This window comes from Pseudomonas sp. ACN5 (assembly GCF_002303975.1).
In the GTDB taxonomy this organism is placed as follows: Bacteria; Pseudomonadota; Gammaproteobacteria; order Pseudomonadales; family Pseudomonadaceae; genus Aquipseudomonas; species Aquipseudomonas laurylsulfatiphila.
Genome location: NZ_MRCP01000011.1, coordinates 70,927 through 86,455, shown reverse-complemented (window position 1 = coordinate 86,455; position 15,529 = coordinate 70,927). Strand labels below are relative to the sequence as shown.

Annotated in this window: 14 protein-coding genes; 7 read left to right on the top strand and 7 right to left on the bottom strand. The window is 59.5% G+C overall.

Going from position 1 to position 15,529, the window contains the following annotated elements:
• Positions 1–39: 39 nt before the first annotated feature.
• Entirely contained in the window at positions 40–2,265 is a 2,226-nt protein-coding gene (locus BSF40_RS20525; RefSeq protein ID WP_095966495.1) for an NADP-dependent isocitrate dehydrogenase, read from the bottom strand.
• Positions 2,266–2,592: 327 nt separating this feature from the next.
• Positions 2,593–2,760 (bottom strand): hypothetical protein, encoded by a 168-nt coding sequence (locus BSF40_RS32745; protein ID WP_172435730.1) that lies wholly within the window; start codon positions 2,758–2,760, stop codon positions 2,593–2,595.
• On the opposite strand from BSF40_RS32745, the gene icd reads away from it, so the two are divergent.
• The gene (icd, locus tag BSF40_RS20520; protein WP_007972065.1) at positions 2,759–4,015 is read left to right on the top strand and encodes an NADP-dependent isocitrate dehydrogenase; all 1,257 of its coding nucleotides are present in this window, start codon (positions 2,759–2,761) and stop codon (positions 4,013–4,015) included. The genes BSF40_RS32745 and icd overlap by 2 nt on opposite strands.
• A gap of 81 nt (positions 4,016–4,096) precedes the next feature.
• Here icd and cspD read toward each other — a convergent pair whose 3' ends face one another.
• Entirely contained in the window at positions 4,097–4,351 is a 255-nt protein-coding gene (gene cspD / locus BSF40_RS20515) for a cold shock domain-containing protein CspD (protein ID WP_015094393.1), read from the bottom strand.
• A 223-nt stretch (positions 4,352–4,574) separates the two neighbouring features.
• On the opposite strand from cspD, the gene clpS reads away from it, so the two are divergent.
• On the top strand, positions 4,575–4,937 hold the full coding sequence (gene clpS, locus BSF40_RS20510; RefSeq protein WP_015094394.1) for an ATP-dependent Clp protease adapter ClpS: 363 nt from the start codon (positions 4,575–4,577) through the stop codon (positions 4,935–4,937).
• Between the two features lie 30 nt (positions 4,938–4,967).
• Positions 4,968–7,238: an ATP-dependent Clp protease ATP-binding subunit ClpA gene (clpA, locus tag BSF40_RS20505; protein WP_007972069.1), complete on the top strand. Its 2,271-nt coding sequence runs from the start codon at positions 4,968–4,970 to the stop codon at positions 7,236–7,238.
• Between the two features lie 239 nt (positions 7,239–7,477).
• On the opposite strand, the gene infA is transcribed toward clpA, so the two are convergent.
• From infA to trxB, 4 genes are all read right to left on the bottom strand, one after another.
• A complete protein-coding gene (gene infA, locus BSF40_RS20500) occupies positions 7,478–7,696 on the bottom strand; it encodes a translation initiation factor IF-1 (RefSeq protein ID WP_002553999.1) in 219 nt (72 codons plus the stop codon).
• A gap of 111 nt (positions 7,697–7,807) precedes the next feature.
• Positions 7,808–8,515: an arginyltransferase gene (locus BSF40_RS20495; RefSeq protein WP_015094395.1), complete on the bottom strand. Its 708-nt coding sequence runs from the start codon at positions 8,513–8,515 to the stop codon at positions 7,808–7,810.
• 57 nt (positions 8,516–8,572) lie between these two features.
• The gene (gene aat / locus BSF40_RS20490; RefSeq protein ID WP_095966494.1) at positions 8,573–9,253 is read right to left on the bottom strand and encodes a leucyl/phenylalanyl-tRNA--protein transferase; all 681 of its coding nucleotides are present in this window, start codon (positions 9,251–9,253) and stop codon (positions 8,573–8,575) included.
• A 62-nt stretch (positions 9,254–9,315) separates the two neighbouring features.
• Positions 9,316–10,275, bottom strand: coding sequence for a thioredoxin-disulfide reductase (trxB, locus tag BSF40_RS20485; RefSeq protein WP_095966493.1), 960 nt, complete (start codon positions 10,273–10,275; stop codon positions 9,316–9,318).
• Positions 10,276–10,569: 294 nt separating this feature from the next.
• Between trxB and BSF40_RS20480 the strand changes: the two genes are divergently transcribed.
• The 4 genes from BSF40_RS20480 to crcB all read left to right on the top strand — a co-directional run bounded on the left by BSF40_RS20480 (position 10,570) and on the right by crcB (position 15,519).
• The gene (locus BSF40_RS20480) at positions 10,570–12,981 is read left to right on the top strand and encodes a DNA translocase FtsK (protein ID WP_095966492.1); all 2,412 of its coding nucleotides are present in this window, start codon (positions 10,570–10,572) and stop codon (positions 12,979–12,981) included.
• 66 nt (positions 12,982–13,047) lie between these two features.
• Entirely contained in the window at positions 13,048–13,671 is a 624-nt protein-coding gene (gene lolA, locus BSF40_RS20475; RefSeq protein WP_095966491.1) for an outer membrane lipoprotein chaperone LolA, read from the top strand.
• A gap of 151 nt (positions 13,672–13,822) precedes the next feature.
• Positions 13,823–15,145, top strand: a complete 1,323-nt coding sequence (locus BSF40_RS20470) for a replication-associated recombination protein A (protein ID WP_015094400.1) — start codon at positions 13,823–13,825, stop codon at positions 15,143–15,145.
• Positions 15,145–15,519, top strand: coding sequence for a fluoride efflux transporter CrcB (gene crcB / locus BSF40_RS20465; RefSeq protein WP_095966490.1), 375 nt, complete (start codon positions 15,145–15,147; stop codon positions 15,517–15,519). The genes BSF40_RS20470 and crcB overlap by 1 nt, the downstream gene beginning before the upstream one ends.
• The last annotated feature ends 10 nt before the right edge of the window (positions 15,520–15,529 follow it).

Below are 15,529 nucleotides of genomic sequence, written 5' to 3'. Positions count from 1 at the left end.
CCGGCACAGGGCCGGGGTTTGTGGTGCTTCCTTACAACCTTAAACCAGCGCTGCAACCGCCGCGTTGAAGGTTGCGCTTGGGCGCATGGCCTTGCTGATCAGCTCGGCGTCGGCGTGGTAGTAACCGCCGATGTCCACTGGCTTGCCCTGAACGGCGTTGAGTTCGGCAACGATGGTCGCCTCGTTCTCGGTCAGGGTTTTGGCCAGGGTCGCGAACTGCGCTTGCAGTGCAGCGTCTTCGGTCTGGGCGGCCAGGGCTTGAGCCCAGTACAGCGCCAGGTAGAAGTGGCTGCCGCGGTTGTCGATGTTGCCGACTTTGCGCGATGGCGACTTGTTGTTGTCCAGGAACTGGCCGGTGGCCTGGTCCAGGGTCTTGGCCAGTACCAGCGCCTTCGGATTGTCGTAGGTCACGCCCAGGTGTTCCAGGGACGCGGCCAGGGCCAGGAATTCACCCAGCGAATCCCAGCGCAGGAAGTTTTCTTCCAGCAACTGCTGAACGTGCTTCGGCGCCGAACCGCCGGCGCCGGTTTCGAACAGGCCACCGCCGTTCATCAGCGGCACGATCGACAGCATCTTGGCGCTGGTGCCCAGTTCCATGATCGGGAACAGGTCGGTCAGGTAGTCGCGCAGTACGTTGCCGGTCACCGAGATGGTGTCCTTGCCTTCGCGGGTGCGCTGCAGGGTGAACTTCATGGCGTCGACTGGCGACATGATCTGGATGTCCAGGCCGGCGGTGTCGTGATCCTTCAGGTAGGCCTGAACTTTCTCGATCACCACGCCGTCGTGGGCGCGCATTGGGTCCAGCCAGAAAATCGCCGGCGTGCTGCTGGCGCGAGCACGGTTGACCGCCAGTTTGACCCAGTCCTGGATCGGTGCATCTTTGGTCTGGCACATGCGGAAGATGTCGCCGGCTTCGACCGACTGCTCCAGCAGCAGGTTGCCCTTGCTGTCGGTGACGCGAACAACGCCGTCAGCCTTGATCTGGAAGGTCTTGTCGTGGGAACCGTATTCTTCGGCTTTCTTCGCCATCAGGCCAACGTTCGGCACGCTGCCCATGGTGGTCGGATCGAATGCGCCGTTGGCTTTGCAATCTTCGATCACGGCCTGGTAGATGGTCGCGTAGCAACGATCCGGGATCACGGCCTTGGTGTCGTGCAGCTGGCCGTCGGTGCCCCACATCTTGCCGGAGTCACGGATCATCGCCGGCATCGAGGCGTCGACGATCACGTCGCTCGGCACGTGCAGGTTGGTGATGCCTTTGTCGGAGTTGACCATTGCCAGGGAAGGGCGAGCGGCGTAGACCGCCTGGATGTCAGCTTCGATGGCCGCTTGCTGTTCGGCAGGCAGGGCCTTGATGCGAGCGTACAGGTCGCCGATGCCGTTGTTCAGGTTGAAGCCGATCTGTGCCAGCACGTCAGCGTGCCTGGTCAGTGCGTCTTTATAGAACTCGGCAACGATCTGGCCGAACATGATCGGGTCGGAAACCTTCATCATGGTGGCTTTCAGGTGAACCGACAGCAGTACGCCTTGTGCCTTGGCGTCTTCGATTTCGGCGGCGATGAAGCGGCGCAGGGCGTTTTTGCTCATGACCGCGCAATCGAGGATCTCACCGGCTTGTACGCTGGTCTTTTCTTTCAGGACGGTGGCGGTGCCGTCTTGCGCGATCAGTTCGATTTTCACGGCGTCAGCGGCGTCGATCAGGGCGGCTTTTTCGCTGCCGTAGAAATCGCCGGTGCTCATGTGCGCAACGTGGGACTTGGAGTCCTTGGCCCAGGCGCCCATTTTGTGCGGGTGCTTGCGCGCATAGTTCTTGACCGACAGCGGAGCGCGACGGTCGGAGTTGCCTTCACGCAGAACCGGGTTCACGGCGCTGCCCTTGACCTTGTCGTAGCGCGCCTTGGCTTCTTTGTCGGCGTCGCAGGTCACGGTTTCCGGGTAGTCCGGCAGGTTGTAGCCCTGGGCTTGCAGCTCTTTGATCGCGGCTTGCAGTTGTGGAACCGAAGCACTGATGTTCGGCAGCTTGATGATGTTGGCTTCAGGCGTAACGGCCAGGGCGCCCAGTTCGGCGAGGTGGTCGGCTACGGCTTTGTCACCCAGTTGCTCGGGGAAGCTGGCCAGGATGCGCCCTGCAAGAGAGATATCGCGGGTTTCAACGGCGATATCAGCCGAGGCGGTGAAGGCCTCTACGATAGGCAACAGTGAATAGGTGGCGAGGGCAGGAGCTTCGTCGGTGAAGGTATAGATGATCTTCGAGCGGGTGGGCATATTCGGATTAACTCTCTCTTCTTTGCTAAAGCGTGCGCAGAAACTCGAGGGCGCCGGGTAAGCGCGTTCGTTCAAAGTCATCCATGAGCCGAATATCGAGGTTTCGTTGCTGTGATGTTGGGTGCATCAGTGGGGCGTCAAGCAGTCGGGCTGCGGTAACAGACCGACTTATCGGGTTGAAACTCTCGTCGTAGAGCCGTTCAACCCGTCGTGACCCTTTAGTCAGCGGCGGCATTATACATAGGTAGCTGGCAATCTGCCGATGGTTCATACGCAACGAATGTCGTCCATTGGTCTAAAGGTCGCAGGGGCGAGGAGGGCGTAAGGTCATTCGTCGTGCTTGAGTTTGGCGTTTTTCCCTTTGCTTTCAGGCTTGTAGGTCGCTGGTTGTGCGGCTTTGCGGCATATGGATAGAACATAGGGTTTGCGCGCCGATTCAACTGGGTTACGCTCGAACCAAGCCAGATGTTCAATCCAATCAATGGAGTTCAGCATGGGTTACAAGAAGATTCAGGTTCCAGCCGTCGGCGACAAAATCACCGTCAATGCAGACCATTCTCTCAATGTTCCTAATAACCCGATCATCCCCTTCATCGAAGGCGACGGCATTGGTGTCGACATCAGCCCGGTCATGATCAAGGTTGTCGATGCTGCAGTTAAGAAGGCTTATGGTGGCGAGCGCAAGATTTCCTGGATGGAGGTGTACGCCGGGGAAAAAGCGACTCAGGTCTACGATCAGGACACCTGGCTGCCTCAGGAAACCCTGGACGCGGTCAAGGATTACGTGGTTTCCATCAAGGGCCCTCTGACCACCCCGGTCGGTGGCGGCATCCGTTCACTTAACGTGGCCCTGCGTCAGCAACTCGACCTGTACGTCTGCCTGCGCCCGGTGCGCTGGTTCGAAGGCGTGCCTAGCCCGGTCAAGAAACCGGGTGATGTCGACATGACCATCTTCCGCGAGAACTCCGAAGACATCTACGCCGGCATCGAGTGGAAGGCCGGTACGCCGGAAGCCACCAAGGTCATCAAGTTTCTTAAAGAAGAAATGGGCGTCACCAAGATCCGTTTCGACGAGAACTGCGGTATCGGTGTCAAGCCGGTTTCGCTGCAAGGCACCAAGCGTCTGGCGCGCAAGGCCCTGCAATATGTGGTCGACAACGATCGCGATTCGCTGACCATCGTGCACAAAGGCAACATCATGAAGTTCACCGAAGGTGCCTTCAAGGAATGGGCCTACGAAGTGGCGGCTGAAGAATTCGGCGCGACCCTGCTCGACGGCGGTCCGTGGATGCAGTTCAAGAACCCGAAAACCGGCAAGAACGTCATCGTCAAGGATGCCATCGCCGACGCCATGCTCCAGCAGATCCTGCTGCGCCCGGCCGAATACGATGTGATCGCGACCCTGAACCTGAACGGTGACTACCTCTCCGACGCCCTGGCGGCGGAAGTGGGCGGTATCGGTATTGCACCGGGGGCCAACCTGTCCGACACCGTGGCCATGTTCGAAGCCACCCACGGTACGGCACCGAAGTACGCCGGCAAGGACCAGGTCAACCCGGGTTCGCTGATCCTCTCCGCTGAAATGATGCTGCGCCACATGGGCTGGACCGAAGCGGCCGACCTGATCATCAAGGGCACCAATGGCGCGATTTCCGCCAAGACCGTGACCTATGATTTCGAGCGTCTGATGGAAGGGGCGAAACTGGTGTCGTCTTCCGGTTTCGGTGATGCGCTGATCTCGCACATGTAAGAACACGCAGGTACACAAAAACCGCCTGATTCAAGAAGTTGAGTCAGGCGGTTTTTTTTATGACTGGATGACGCGGCGGTATTAAACCGAAACGGTCTGCTCAGGTGACGGTGTCGCGGTTTTCGAGGCGTCCACCGGGTTGCCGATGTTGACCGCGTGAAGGCCTTTGGGGCCCTGGATGATCTCGAATACGACAGCTTGCCCGGCTTTCAGGGTTTTATAACCTTCCATTTTTATGGCCGAGTAGTGGGCAAACAGATCCTCTGTCTTGCCTTCCTCGTTGATGAATCCGTAACCCTTGGCGTTGTTGAACCACTTCACCTTGCCGACTGCCATACCCAACTCCCTCTGCAACAGACTCCATCACTGGAGTATCATCCACTACATCCGCAGTCGAACCTGTAAATAAGTTTGACTCCGCGGACCTTTTTTACCCACTGTGGGCTCTATTGGTTGTAACACCCTTTTGCCGATAGTCAAGCTGACCGGCAGTCGGAGTTGAAATCGCTGATAGCCGCCCCCACCACTGTATTTGAACAACTGACGAACCTTTCTTTCCATGCATGCAATCAGCCAGATTCGACTAACATTCAATCAGGATCGCCCTGATTTACACGACGACGATTCCGCAGGCATTGCTGTTCAGGAGGCAAAGCCTGCTCTACAGGCGCCGCCGATGTACAAGGTGGTTTTGTTCAATGATGACTACACACCGATGGATTTCGTCGTCGAAGTGCTCGAGGTGTTTTTTAACCTGAATCGCGAGCTGGCGACCAAGGTCATGCTGGCCGTCCATACAGAAGGACGGGCAGTATGTGGAGTGTTTACCCGCGACATCGCGGAGACCAAGGCCATGCAGGTCAACCAGTACGCCAGGGAAAGCCAGCATCCGCTACTCTGTGAAATCGAGAAGGACGGTTAATCGCCGACCACTTGGGTATGAGGTGAAGCTATGTTAAACCGCGAGCTCGAAGTCACCCTCAATCTTGCCTTCAAGGAAGCCCGTTCGAAGCGTCATGAGTTCATGACCGTCGAACACCTCCTGCTGGCCCTATTGGACAATGAGGCTGCCGCCACCGTTCTGCGCGCGTGCGGCGCAAACCTCGACAAACTCAAGCATGACCTGCAGGAGTTCATCGACTCCACCACGCCATTGATCCCCGTGCATGACGAGGATCGCGAAACCCAGCCAACCCTGGGCTTCCAGCGTGTACTGCAACGTGCTGTGTTTCACGTACAGAGCTCGGGCAAACGCGAAGTGACTGGTGCCAACGTGCTGGTCGCGATCTTCAGTGAGCAAGAGAGTCAGGCGGTGTTCCTGCTGAAACAGCAGAGCGTTGCCCGCATAGATGTCGTCAACTACATCGCCCATGGCATTTCCAAGGTGCCGGGGCATGGCGATCACTCTGAAGGTGAGCAAGATATGCAGGACGACGAGGGCGGTGAGTCTTCTTCCTCGGGCAATCCCCTGGATGCTTATGCCAGCAACCTCAACGAACTCGCGCGACAGGGTCGTATCGATCCCTTGGTGGGGCGTGAGCTGGAAGTCGAGCGTGTCGCACAGATCCTGGCGCGTCGGCGCAAGAACAACCCGCTGCTGGTGGGCGAGGCGGGCGTGGGTAAAACCGCGATCGCCGAAGGCCTGGCCAAGCGCATTGTCGACAACCAGGTGCCGGACCTGCTGGCCAACAGCGTGGTTTACTCCCTCGACCTGGGTGCCTTGCTGGCCGGTACCAAATACCGTGGCGATTTCGAGAAGCGCTTCAAGGCGTTGCTCAATGAGCTGAAGAAACGGCCGCAGGCGATCCTGTTCATCGACGAGATCCACACCATCATTGGTGCGGGTGCCGCGTCCGGTGGTGTCATGGATGCCTCGAACCTGCTCAAGCCGCTACTGTCCTCGGGTGATATCCGTTGCATCGGATCGACCACCTTCCAGGAATTCCGCGGCATCTTCGAGAAGGACCGTGCCTTGGCCCGGCGTTTCCAGAAGGTCGATGTGTCGGAGCCTTCGGTGGAAGACACCATTGGCATTCTGCGCGGCCTGAAGGGGCGTTTCGAAAGCCATCACAATATCGAATACAGCGATGAAGCCCTGCGTGCGGCTGCCGAACTGGCTTCGCGTTACATCAATGATCGTCACATGCCGGACAAGGCGATCGATGTGATCGACGAAGCGGGTGCCTACCAGCGCCTGCAACCGGTCGAGATGCGTGTCAAGCGCATCGAAGTGCCTCAGGTCGAAGACATCGTCGCGAAAATCGCGCGGATTCCGCCAAAACACGTCACCAGCTCCGACAAGGAATTGTTGCGTAATCTCGAGCGTGACCTGAAGTTGACCGTATTTGGTCAGGATGCCGCGATCGACTCGCTGGCCACCGCGATCAAGCTGTCCCGTGCCGGCCTCAAGTCCCCTGACAAGCCTGTCGGTTCGTTCCTGTTCGCCGGGCCTACCGGTGTCGGTAAAACCGAAGCGGCGCGTCAGTTGGCCAAGGCGCTGGGTGTCGAGCTGATTCGCTTCGACATGTCCGAGTACATGGAGCGCCACACCGTATCGCGTCTGATCGGTGCGCCTCCGGGTTATGTCGGGTTCGACCAGGGCGGTCTGCTGACCGAAGCCATCACCAAGCAACCACACTGCGTGCTGTTGCTCGATGAAATCGAGAAAGCGCATCCGGAAGTCTTCAACCTGCTGCTGCAGGTCATGGACCACGGTACCTTGACCGATAACAACGGGCGCAAGGCGGATTTCCGTAACGTGATCGTCATCATGACGACCAACGCCGGTGCCGAGACAGCTGCTCGTGCTTCGATCGGTTTCACCTTCCAGGACCACTCGTCCGATGCGATGGAAGTGATCAAGAAGAGCTTCACGCCGGAATTCCGCAACCGTCTGGACACCATTATCCAGTTTGGTCGCCTCAGCCATGAGGTCATCAAGAGCGTGGTGGACAAGTTCCTTACCGAGCTTCAGGCGCAGCTGGAAGACAAGCGAGTGTTGCTGGAAGTCACCGATGCGGCCCGCAGCTGGCTGGCCGAAGGTGGCTACGACGCGGCGATGGGTGCTCGCCCAATGGCTCGCCTGATCCAGGACAAGATCAAGCGTCCACTGGCGGAGGAGATTCTCTTTGGCGAACTGGCCGAACATGGCGGTGTGGTGCACATCGACATCAAGGATGGCGAGCTGACCTTCGAGTTCGAGACCACGGCCGAGATGGCCTGACGTTAAACCGCCACAAAGCAAAAAGGCGCCGAAAGGCGCCTTTTTGTTGTCTGCAAAATGCACATCAAAACCTGTGGGAGCGAGCTTGCTCGCGATAGCGGTGCATCAGCTTGCATCAATGTTGGACCAACTGACGCCATCGCGAGCAAGCTCGCTCCCACAGGGTTTTGTGTTGTGGTCGCTAAATCGCAGACAAACAAAAACGCCCGGCATAAGCCGGGCGTCTTGTATTGACCAGATTAGCGGGCGCGGTAAGTGATGCGCCCTTTGCTCAAGTCATAGGGAGTCAGCTCTACGCGCACTTTGTCGCCGGTAAGAATACGGATGTAGTTCTTGCGCATCTTGCCGGAGATGTGCGCGGTTACGACGTGCCCATTTTCCAACTCCACACGAAACATGGTGTTGGGCAGGGTGTCGACGACAGTGCCTTCCATTTCGAAGCTGTCTTCTTTCGACATGCAGTAAAGCCCTCGGTGTCCAATGAATGGCCCGGTGCAACTGCGCCAGGCAAAAGCGGCGTGCATTGTGCCCGAAAAGTGGGGTTTAAGCCAAGGGGTTTAGGGCCGGCTCTAGTTTAGAACCACCCAGCGCTGATTAATCAGCAACTCAATAGGGCGATATTGAGTCTTGTAATTCATTTTTTTGCAGTTTTTGATCCAGTAGCCGAGGTAGACCGCCTCCAGCCCCAGACGCCGGGCCTCGGCGATTTGCCACAGGATTGCATAGCGTCCAAGGCTGCGACGCTCTTCGGCTGGCTCGTAGAAGGTGTAGACCGCCGAAAGACCGTTCGGCAGCAAATCGGTGACGGCGACGGCCAGCAGCTGGCCGTTCAGGCGAAACTCATAAAACCGTGAAAACGGCAGGTCCCGCACCAGGAAAGTCGAAAACTGGTCGCGACTGGGCGGGTACATGTCGCCATCGGCGTGACGCTGTTCGATGTAGCGCTGGTAAAGCTCGAAGTACTCTTCGTTGAAGCGGGGCTTGGCCGGACGCACCTGCAAGTCCGCGTTGCGCTTGAAGATGCGTTTCTGTTGCCGGTTGGGCGTGAACTGCCCCACGGGAATGCGCGCCGGAACGCAGGCATTGCAATTCTGGCAATGCGGCCGGTAGAGATGATCGCCACTGCGACGAAACCCCATCTCCGACAGGTCTGCATAGACATGCACATCCATGGGCTGGCTAGGATCGAGGAACAGGGTGGTGGCCTGCTCATCGGGCAGATAACTGCAAGAGTGCGGCTGAGTGGCATAGAACTTCAAACGCGCCAACTCGGTCATGATCAACCCTCGGGATAATGCTTTTGAATAAGTGTAAGCCACGCGCGCAAATGTCGCTCAGCAAACCCAGGTGGCATGGTTGGGTTGGTCCAGATATCCGGCCAGATAGCTGGCAAACTCACGGCGGGGGATGGCCCGGGCTCCGAGGCTGTGCAGGTGATCGGTCGGCATCTGGCAATCGATCAGTACAAACCCCGAGTCTTTCAGATGCCGGACCAGGGTGGCAAAGCCGAATTTAGAGGCGTTGTCAGCGCGACTGAACATGGACTCGCCAAAAAACAACCGGCCCATGGCCAGGCCATACAGGCCGCCGACCAGTTCGTCCCCGTCCCACACTTCCACCGAGTGCGCGTGACCCCGCCTGTGCAGTTCGATGTAGGCCTCCTGCATCGCTTCGGTGATCCAGGTGCCGTCGGCATAATCCCGGGGAGCTGCACAAGCGCGGATGACGGCGGCGAAGTCCTGGTCGAAGGTCACTTGATAGCGTTGCTGGCGCAGCAGTTTGTTCAGGCTTCGCGAGACGTGCAATTCGTCGGGAAACAGAACCGTACGCGGGTCCGGCGACCACCAGAGAATCGGCTGGCCTTCGGAAAACCATGGGAAGCAGCCGTGGCGATAAGCCGAGATCAGCCGATCGGCGGACAGGTCGCCACCGGCAGCCAGCAGCCCGTTGGGGTCGCGCATGGCCTTTTCCAGCGGTGGGAAATGCAAGGTGTTGCGTTGTAACCAAGTCAGCATGGCATCCGGGCTTGCAGAAGGGGAGGGCAGTGGCGGGCATTGGCCCGCCGTAAAGTTTGCCTTCAAACGGCAGGAATGTCGTCGAGGTATTTTTCGGCGTCCAGCGCCGCCATGCAACCGGCACCGGCAGACGTAACGGCCTGGCGATAAACATGGTCGGCCACGTCGCCGGCGGCAAACACACCTGCAATCGCCGTGGCGGTAGCATCGCCTTCGCTGCCGCCCTTGACCAGCAGATACCCGTCGCGCATTTCCAGTTGCCCGGTGAACAGGTCGGTGTTGGGTTTGTGGCCGATGGCGATAAACACCCCGGCCAGCGGCAGCTCTTTGGTTTCACCTGTTTGGCTGTCCCGCAGGCGGGCACCGGTCACGCCACTGGCATCGCCGAGCACTTCGTCCAGATTCTGGTTCCAATGCAGGCGGATATTGCCGTTGGCGGCTTTTTCGAAGAGTTTGTCCTGGAGGATTTTCTCCGAGCGCAGTTTGTCGCGTCGATGGATCAGGTGCACTTCCCTGGCGATGTTCGACAGGTACAAGGCTTCCTCGACCGCCGTGTTGCCGCCGCCGACCACCGCGACCACCTGGTTGCGATAGAAGAACCCGTCACAGGTCGCGCACGCCGACACCCCTTTGCCGGCAAATGCTTCCTCCGAGGGCAGGCCCAGGTATTGTGCGGAGGCGCCGGTGGCAATGATCAGGGCGTCGCAGGTGTAGGTGCCGCCATCGCCAATCAGCTCGAATGGCCGTTGTTGCAACTTGGCGGTATGGATGTGGTCGTAAACGATCTCGGTGGCAAAGCGCTCGGCGTGTTTTTGCATGCGCTCCATCAGCACGGGGCCGGTCAGGCCTTCGACGTCGCCTGGCCAATTATCGACTTCGACGGTGGTGGTGAGCTGGCCACCTGCCTGTATGCCGGTAATGACAACGGGCTTGAGGTTGGCGCGGGCGGCATAAACGGCTGCGCTGTAACCGGCAGGGCCGGAGCCCAGGATGATCAAGCGGGAATGCTTCGCTTCGCTCATAAAAACACCTCATAAGCCTTTGTCACAAAAGACAATGCATGCTCAAATTGAATAGCATGTCATGTGCTGTTGACTATGCTACACCCAAGGGTCTCAAGCATGGCGTCGTGCGTACAAACCCGTACAATGCCCTGCGTGTTACATATATTCAGTGCGCACCGTGTTTATAAAAGCCGGGACGCAGTGTTAAAAGTAGTCCCGGTTACGTGTGTTAACTTTTTTACCTGCCTGGATTGGGCGGTTTTTTAGACATTCAACAGATGGACGCGCCATTGGCGCAGGAAAAGAAGCGTTTTGAAGAAATCCACCGCAGCACCTAAACCAGCCGTCGTTCCGCTCTGGCGCCAGCACTTGCACTACCGACTCAAGGAAGGTGCGCTGATCGCCATCGGTGCCCTGTGCCTGTTCCTGATGATGGCCTTGCTGACCTATGGCAAGGATGATCCGGGCTGGAGCCATAACAGCAAGATCGACGACGTGCAGAATTTCGGCGGGCCCGCGGGCTCCTACAGCGCCGATATCCTGTTCATGGTGCTGGGTTACTTCGCCTACATTTTCCCGTTGCTGCTGGCGGTCAAGGCGTACCAGATCTTCCGTCAGCGTCACGAGCCTTGGCAGTGGAGCGGCTGGCTGTTCTCCTGGCGCCTGATCGGCCTGGTGTTCCTGGTGCTGTCGGGGGCCGCGCTGGCCCATATTCATTTCCATGCCGCGACCGGTCTGCCGGCCGGTGCGGGCGGTGCGCTGGGGGAAAGCCTCGGCGAACTGGCGAGGAACGCCCTGAATATCCAGGGCAGTACGCTGCTGTTCATCGCGTTGTTCCTGTTCGGCCTGACGGTGTTTACCGACCTGTCGTGGTTCAAGGTGATGGACATCACCGGCAAGATCACCCTCGACCTGTTCGAACTGTTCCAGGGGGCGGCCAATCGCTGGTGGGCGGCCCGTACCGAGCGCAAACAGCTGGTCGCCCAGTTGCGTGAAGTCGATGACCGTATGGGTGAAGTGGTTGCGCCGACCGTCACCGACAAGCGCGAACAGGCCAAGGTCAAGGAGCGGTTGATCGAGCGTGAGCAGGCCCTGAGCAAGCACATGTCAGAGCGTGAGAAGCAGGTGCCGCCGGTGATTGCACCCGCGCCGCCAAAACCTGCCGCGCCGAGCAAACGCGTTGAAAAAGAGAAGCAGGCGCCACTGTTCGTCGACAGCGCCGTGGAAGGCACCTTGCCGCCGATCTCGATTCTTGATCCCGCGGAAAAGAAACAGCTCAATTATTCGCCCGAATCCCTGGCGGCGGTCGGCCACCTGTTGGAAATCAAGCTCAAGGAGTTCGGCGTCGAAGTGACTGTGGACTCGATCCACCCGGGTCCGGTGATTACCCGTTACGAAATCCAGCCCGCCGCTGGCGTCAAGGTCAGCCGCATCGCCAACCTGGCCAAAGACCTGGCCCGTTCCCTGGCCGTGACCAGCGTGCGCGTGGTGGAAGTGATTCCGGGCAAGACCACGGTCGGTATCGAGATTCCCAACGAAGACCGGCAGATCGTGCGTTTCTCCGAGGTGTTGTCGACCCCCGAGTACGACAACTTCAAATCCCCGGTCACCCTGGCCCTGGGCCACGACATCGGCGGCAAGCCGGTCATCACCGACCTGGCGAAGATGCCGCACCTGTTGGTGGCCGGTACCACCGGTTCCGGTAAGTCGGTGGGCGTGAACGCGATGATCCTGTCGATCCTGTTCAAGTCCGGCCCGGAAGACGCCAAGCTGATCATGATCGACCCGAAAATGTTGGAACTGTCGATCTACGAAGGCATTCCGCACCTGCTGTGCCCGGTGGTCACCGACATGAAGGACGCCGCCAACGCCCTGCGCTGGAGCGTTGCCGAGATGGAGCGACGCTACAAGCTGATGGCCAAGATGGGCGTACGGAACCTGTCGGGTTTCAACGCCAAGGTCAAGGAAGCCCAGGACGCCGGCGAGCCGTTGAGCGATCCGCTGTACAAGCGCGAAAGCATCCACGACGAAGCGCCGCTCCTGCAAAAGCTGCCGACCATCGTGGTGGTGGTCGACGAATTCGCCGACATGATGATGATCGTCGGCAAGAAGGTTGAAGAGCTGATCGCGCGTATCGCCCAGAAGGCGCGTGCGGCCGGCATTCACTTGATCCTCGCGACCCAGCGTCCGTCGGTGGATGTGATCACCGGTCTGATCAAGGCCAACATCCCGACCCGCATGGCGTTCCAGGTATCGAGCAAGATCGACTCGCGGACCATCATCGACCAGGGTGGCGCCGAACAACTGCTGGGCCACGGTGACATGCTGTACATGCCGCCGGGCACCAGTCTGCCGATTCGTGTTCACGGTGCCTTCGTGTCCGACGATGAGGTTCACCGCGTGGTGGAGGCCTGGAAACTGCGGGGCGCGCCGGAATACAACGACGACATCCTCAATGGCGTCGAAGAGGCGGGCAGCGGCTTCGAAGGCAGCAGCGGGGGCGGCGACGGTGACGATCCCGAGGCCGACGCGCTGTACGACGAAGCGGTCCAGTTCGTGCTGGAAAGCCGTCGCGCCTCCATTTCCGCGGTTCAGCGCAAGCTCAAGATCGGCTACAACCGCGCCGCGCGCATGATCGAAGCCATGGAAATGGCCGGGGTCGTGACGTCCATGAACACCAACGGTTCGCGTGAAGTCCTGGCCCCTGGCCCGGTGCGCGACTGACACGAATATGAAAGGGTGGCGCCCTTTGGCGCCGCTCGCACTCCCACGAATGTTATGAGGACTCCCATGCGTCTGATCCGCATGCTGTTGCTGCCGGTACTGGCTTTGACCACGCTCCAGGCTAACGCCGATGACAAGGATGTGGCACGCCTGACCCAACTGCTGGAAAAATCCCAGACCCTGACGGCGCGTTTCTCGCAACTGACCCTTGATGGCACCGGCACCCAGTTGCAGGAAACTGCCGGCGACATGTCCCTGCAGCGCCCGGGCCTGTTCTATTGGCACACCGATGCACCGGCCGAACAGACCATGGTGTCCGATGGCAAGAAGGTCACCCTGTGGGACCCGGACCTGGAACAGGCCACCATCAAGAACCTCGACCAGCGCCTGACCCAGACTCCGGCCTTGCTGCTGTCCGGTGACGTGTCCAAGATCAGCCAGAGCTTCGACATCAGCGCCAAGGAAGCCGGCGGCGTGATCGACTTCACCCTGAAGCCGAAGACCAAGGACACCCTGTTCGACAGCCTGCGCCTGTCGTTCCGCAATGGTCTGGTCAACGACATGCAACTGATTGACAGTGTCGGCCAGCGCACCAACATCCTGTTCACCGGGGTGAAGGCCAACGAGCCGATCCCGGCGTCCAAATTCAAGTTCGACATCCCCAAGGGTGCCGATGTAATCCAGGAATAAAACGCAGAACCCCTGTAGGAGCGAGCTTGCTCGCGATGGACTCAAGGACACCACTGGGTGTCAGGCTGCCAGCGTTATCGTTAACGTCCATCGCGAGCAAGCTCGCTCCTACAGGATCGGCATTCGACCCAGTGAGGTTTCATAGATAGCCATGGATCTGTTTCGCAGCACCCCCATCGCCCAGCCCCTGGCCGCCCGCCTGCGCGCGGCCAACCTGGACGAGTACGTCGGTCAGGAACACGTGCTCGCTCGCGGCAAGCCCTTGCGCGAAGCGCTGGAGCAGGGTGCCCTGCATTCGATGATTTTCTGGGGGCCGCCGGGCGTGGGCAAAACCACCTTGGCGCGATTGCTCGCGGAAGTCTCGGATGCGCACTTCGAAACGGTCTCGGCGGTGCTGGCCGGGGTCAAGGAGATCCGTCAGGCGGTGGAAATCGCCAAGCAGCAGGCCGCGCAGTACGGCCGCCGCACCATTCTGTTCGTCGACGAGGTGCATCGTTTCAACAAGTCCCAGCAGGACGCGTTCCTGCCCTATGTCGAAGACGGCACTCTGATTTTCATCGGCGCGACCACGGAAAACCCTTCGTTCGAACTCAACAACGCCTTGCTGTCCCGCGCCCGCGTCTACGTGCTCAAGAGCCTCGACGAAGCGGCCCTGCGCAAACTGGTGCAGCGCGCGCTGACCGAAGAGCGGGGCCTGGGCAAGCGCAACCTGACCCTCAGCGATGAAGGCTTCCAGATGCTGCTGTCGGCCGCGGACGGCGATGGTCGACGCCTGCTCAACCTGCTGGAAAACGCCTCGGACCTGGCCGAAGACAACAGCGAAATCGGCACCGAGCTCCTGCAAAGCCTGCTCGGCGACACCCGTCGACGCTTCGACAAGGGTGGCGAAGCCTTCTACGACCAGATATCCGCGCTGCACAAATCGGTGCGCGGCTCCAACCCCGACGGCGCGCTGTACTGGTTCGCGCGCATGATCGACGGCGGTTGCGACCCGCTGTACCTGGCCCGGCGCGTGGTGCGCATGGCCAGCGAAGACATCGGCAACGCTGACCCGCGCGCCCTGAGCCTGTGCCTGGCAGCCTGGGAAGTGCAGGAGCGTCTTGGCAGCCCGGAAGGCGAGCTGGCGGTGGCCCAGGCCATCACCTATCTGGCCTGCGCGCCGAAAAGCAACGCGGTGTACATGGGCTTCAAGACCGCATTGCGCGCCGCCGCCGAACACGGCTCGCTGGAGGTGCCGCTGCACCTGCGCAACGCGCCGACCAAGCTTATGAAACAATTGGGCTATGGCGACGAATACCGCTATGCCCACGACGAACCGGATGCTTATGCCGCCGGGGAAGACTATTTCCCCGAAGAACTCGACCCGATTCCGTTCTATCAGCCCGTGCCCCGTGGCCTGGAGTTGAAGATCGGCGAAAAACTCAACCACCTGGCAAAACTCGACCGTTTAAGCCCCCGGCAGCGGAGAAAATAGTGCTTCCCTTGATCGTTGCGGTTTCCGCTGGCGGGATGGCCGGCACGCTGTTGCGCTTCGCCACCGGCGACTGGATCAACGCGAATTGGCCGCGGCACTTCTATACCGCGACGCTGGCCGTTAATATCGTGGGCTGTTTGCTGATCGGCGTTCTATACGGTCTGTTTTTGATACGCCCGGAGGTGCCCATCGAGGTGCGCGCCGGGTTGATGGTCGGCTTCCTCGGGGGGCTGACGACTTTTTCATCCTTTTCACTGGATACGGTGCGCCTGCTGGAAAGCGGGCAAGTGCCGCTGGCCCTGGGCTATGCGGCACTCAGCGTATTCGGCGGGCTGCTTGCCACCTGGGCCGGCCTGTCCTTGACCAAACTTTGATAAACGAGAA

Bases quoted from the DNA above. Each gene is read 5' to 3' on its own strand.
- cspD (WP_015094393.1), bottom strand. From the start codon at position 4,351: ATGGCAGTCGGCAAGGTGAAGTGGTTCAACAACGCCAAGGGTTACGGA.
- icd (WP_007972065.1), top strand. From the start codon at position 2,759: ATGGGTTACAAGAAGATTCAGGTTCCAGCCGTCGGCGACAAAATCACC.
- lolA (WP_095966491.1), top strand. From the start codon at position 13,048: ATGCGTCTGATCCGCATGCTGTTGCTGCCGGTACTGGCTTTGACCACG.
- BSF40_RS32745 (WP_172435730.1), bottom strand. From the start codon at position 2,760: ATGCTGAACTCCATTGATTGGATTGAACATCTGGCTTGGTTCGAGCGT.
- trxB (WP_095966493.1), bottom strand. From the start codon at position 10,275: ATGAGCGAAGCGAAGCATTCCCGCTTGATCATCCTGGGCTCCGGCCCT.
- infA (WP_002553999.1), bottom strand. From the start codon at position 7,696: ATGTCGAAAGAAGACAGCTTCGAAATGGAAGGCACTGTCGTCGACACC.
- clpA (WP_007972069.1), top strand. From the start codon at position 4,968: ATGTTAAACCGCGAGCTCGAAGTCACCCTCAATCTTGCCTTCAAGGAA.
- BSF40_RS20470 (WP_015094400.1), top strand. From the start codon at position 13,823: ATGGATCTGTTTCGCAGCACCCCCATCGCCCAGCCCCTGGCCGCCCGC.
- BSF40_RS20525 (WP_095966495.1), bottom strand. From the start codon at position 2,265: ATGCCCACCCGCTCGAAGATCATCTATACCTTCACCGACGAAGCTCCT.
- aat (WP_095966494.1), bottom strand. From the start codon at position 9,253: ATGCTGACTTGGTTACAACGCAACACCTTGCATTTCCCACCGCTGGAA.
- clpS (WP_015094394.1), top strand. From the start codon at position 4,575: ATGCATGCAATCAGCCAGATTCGACTAACATTCAATCAGGATCGCCCT.
- BSF40_RS20495 (WP_015094395.1), bottom strand. From the start codon at position 8,515: ATGACCGAGTTGGCGCGTTTGAAGTTCTATGCCACTCAGCCGCACTCT.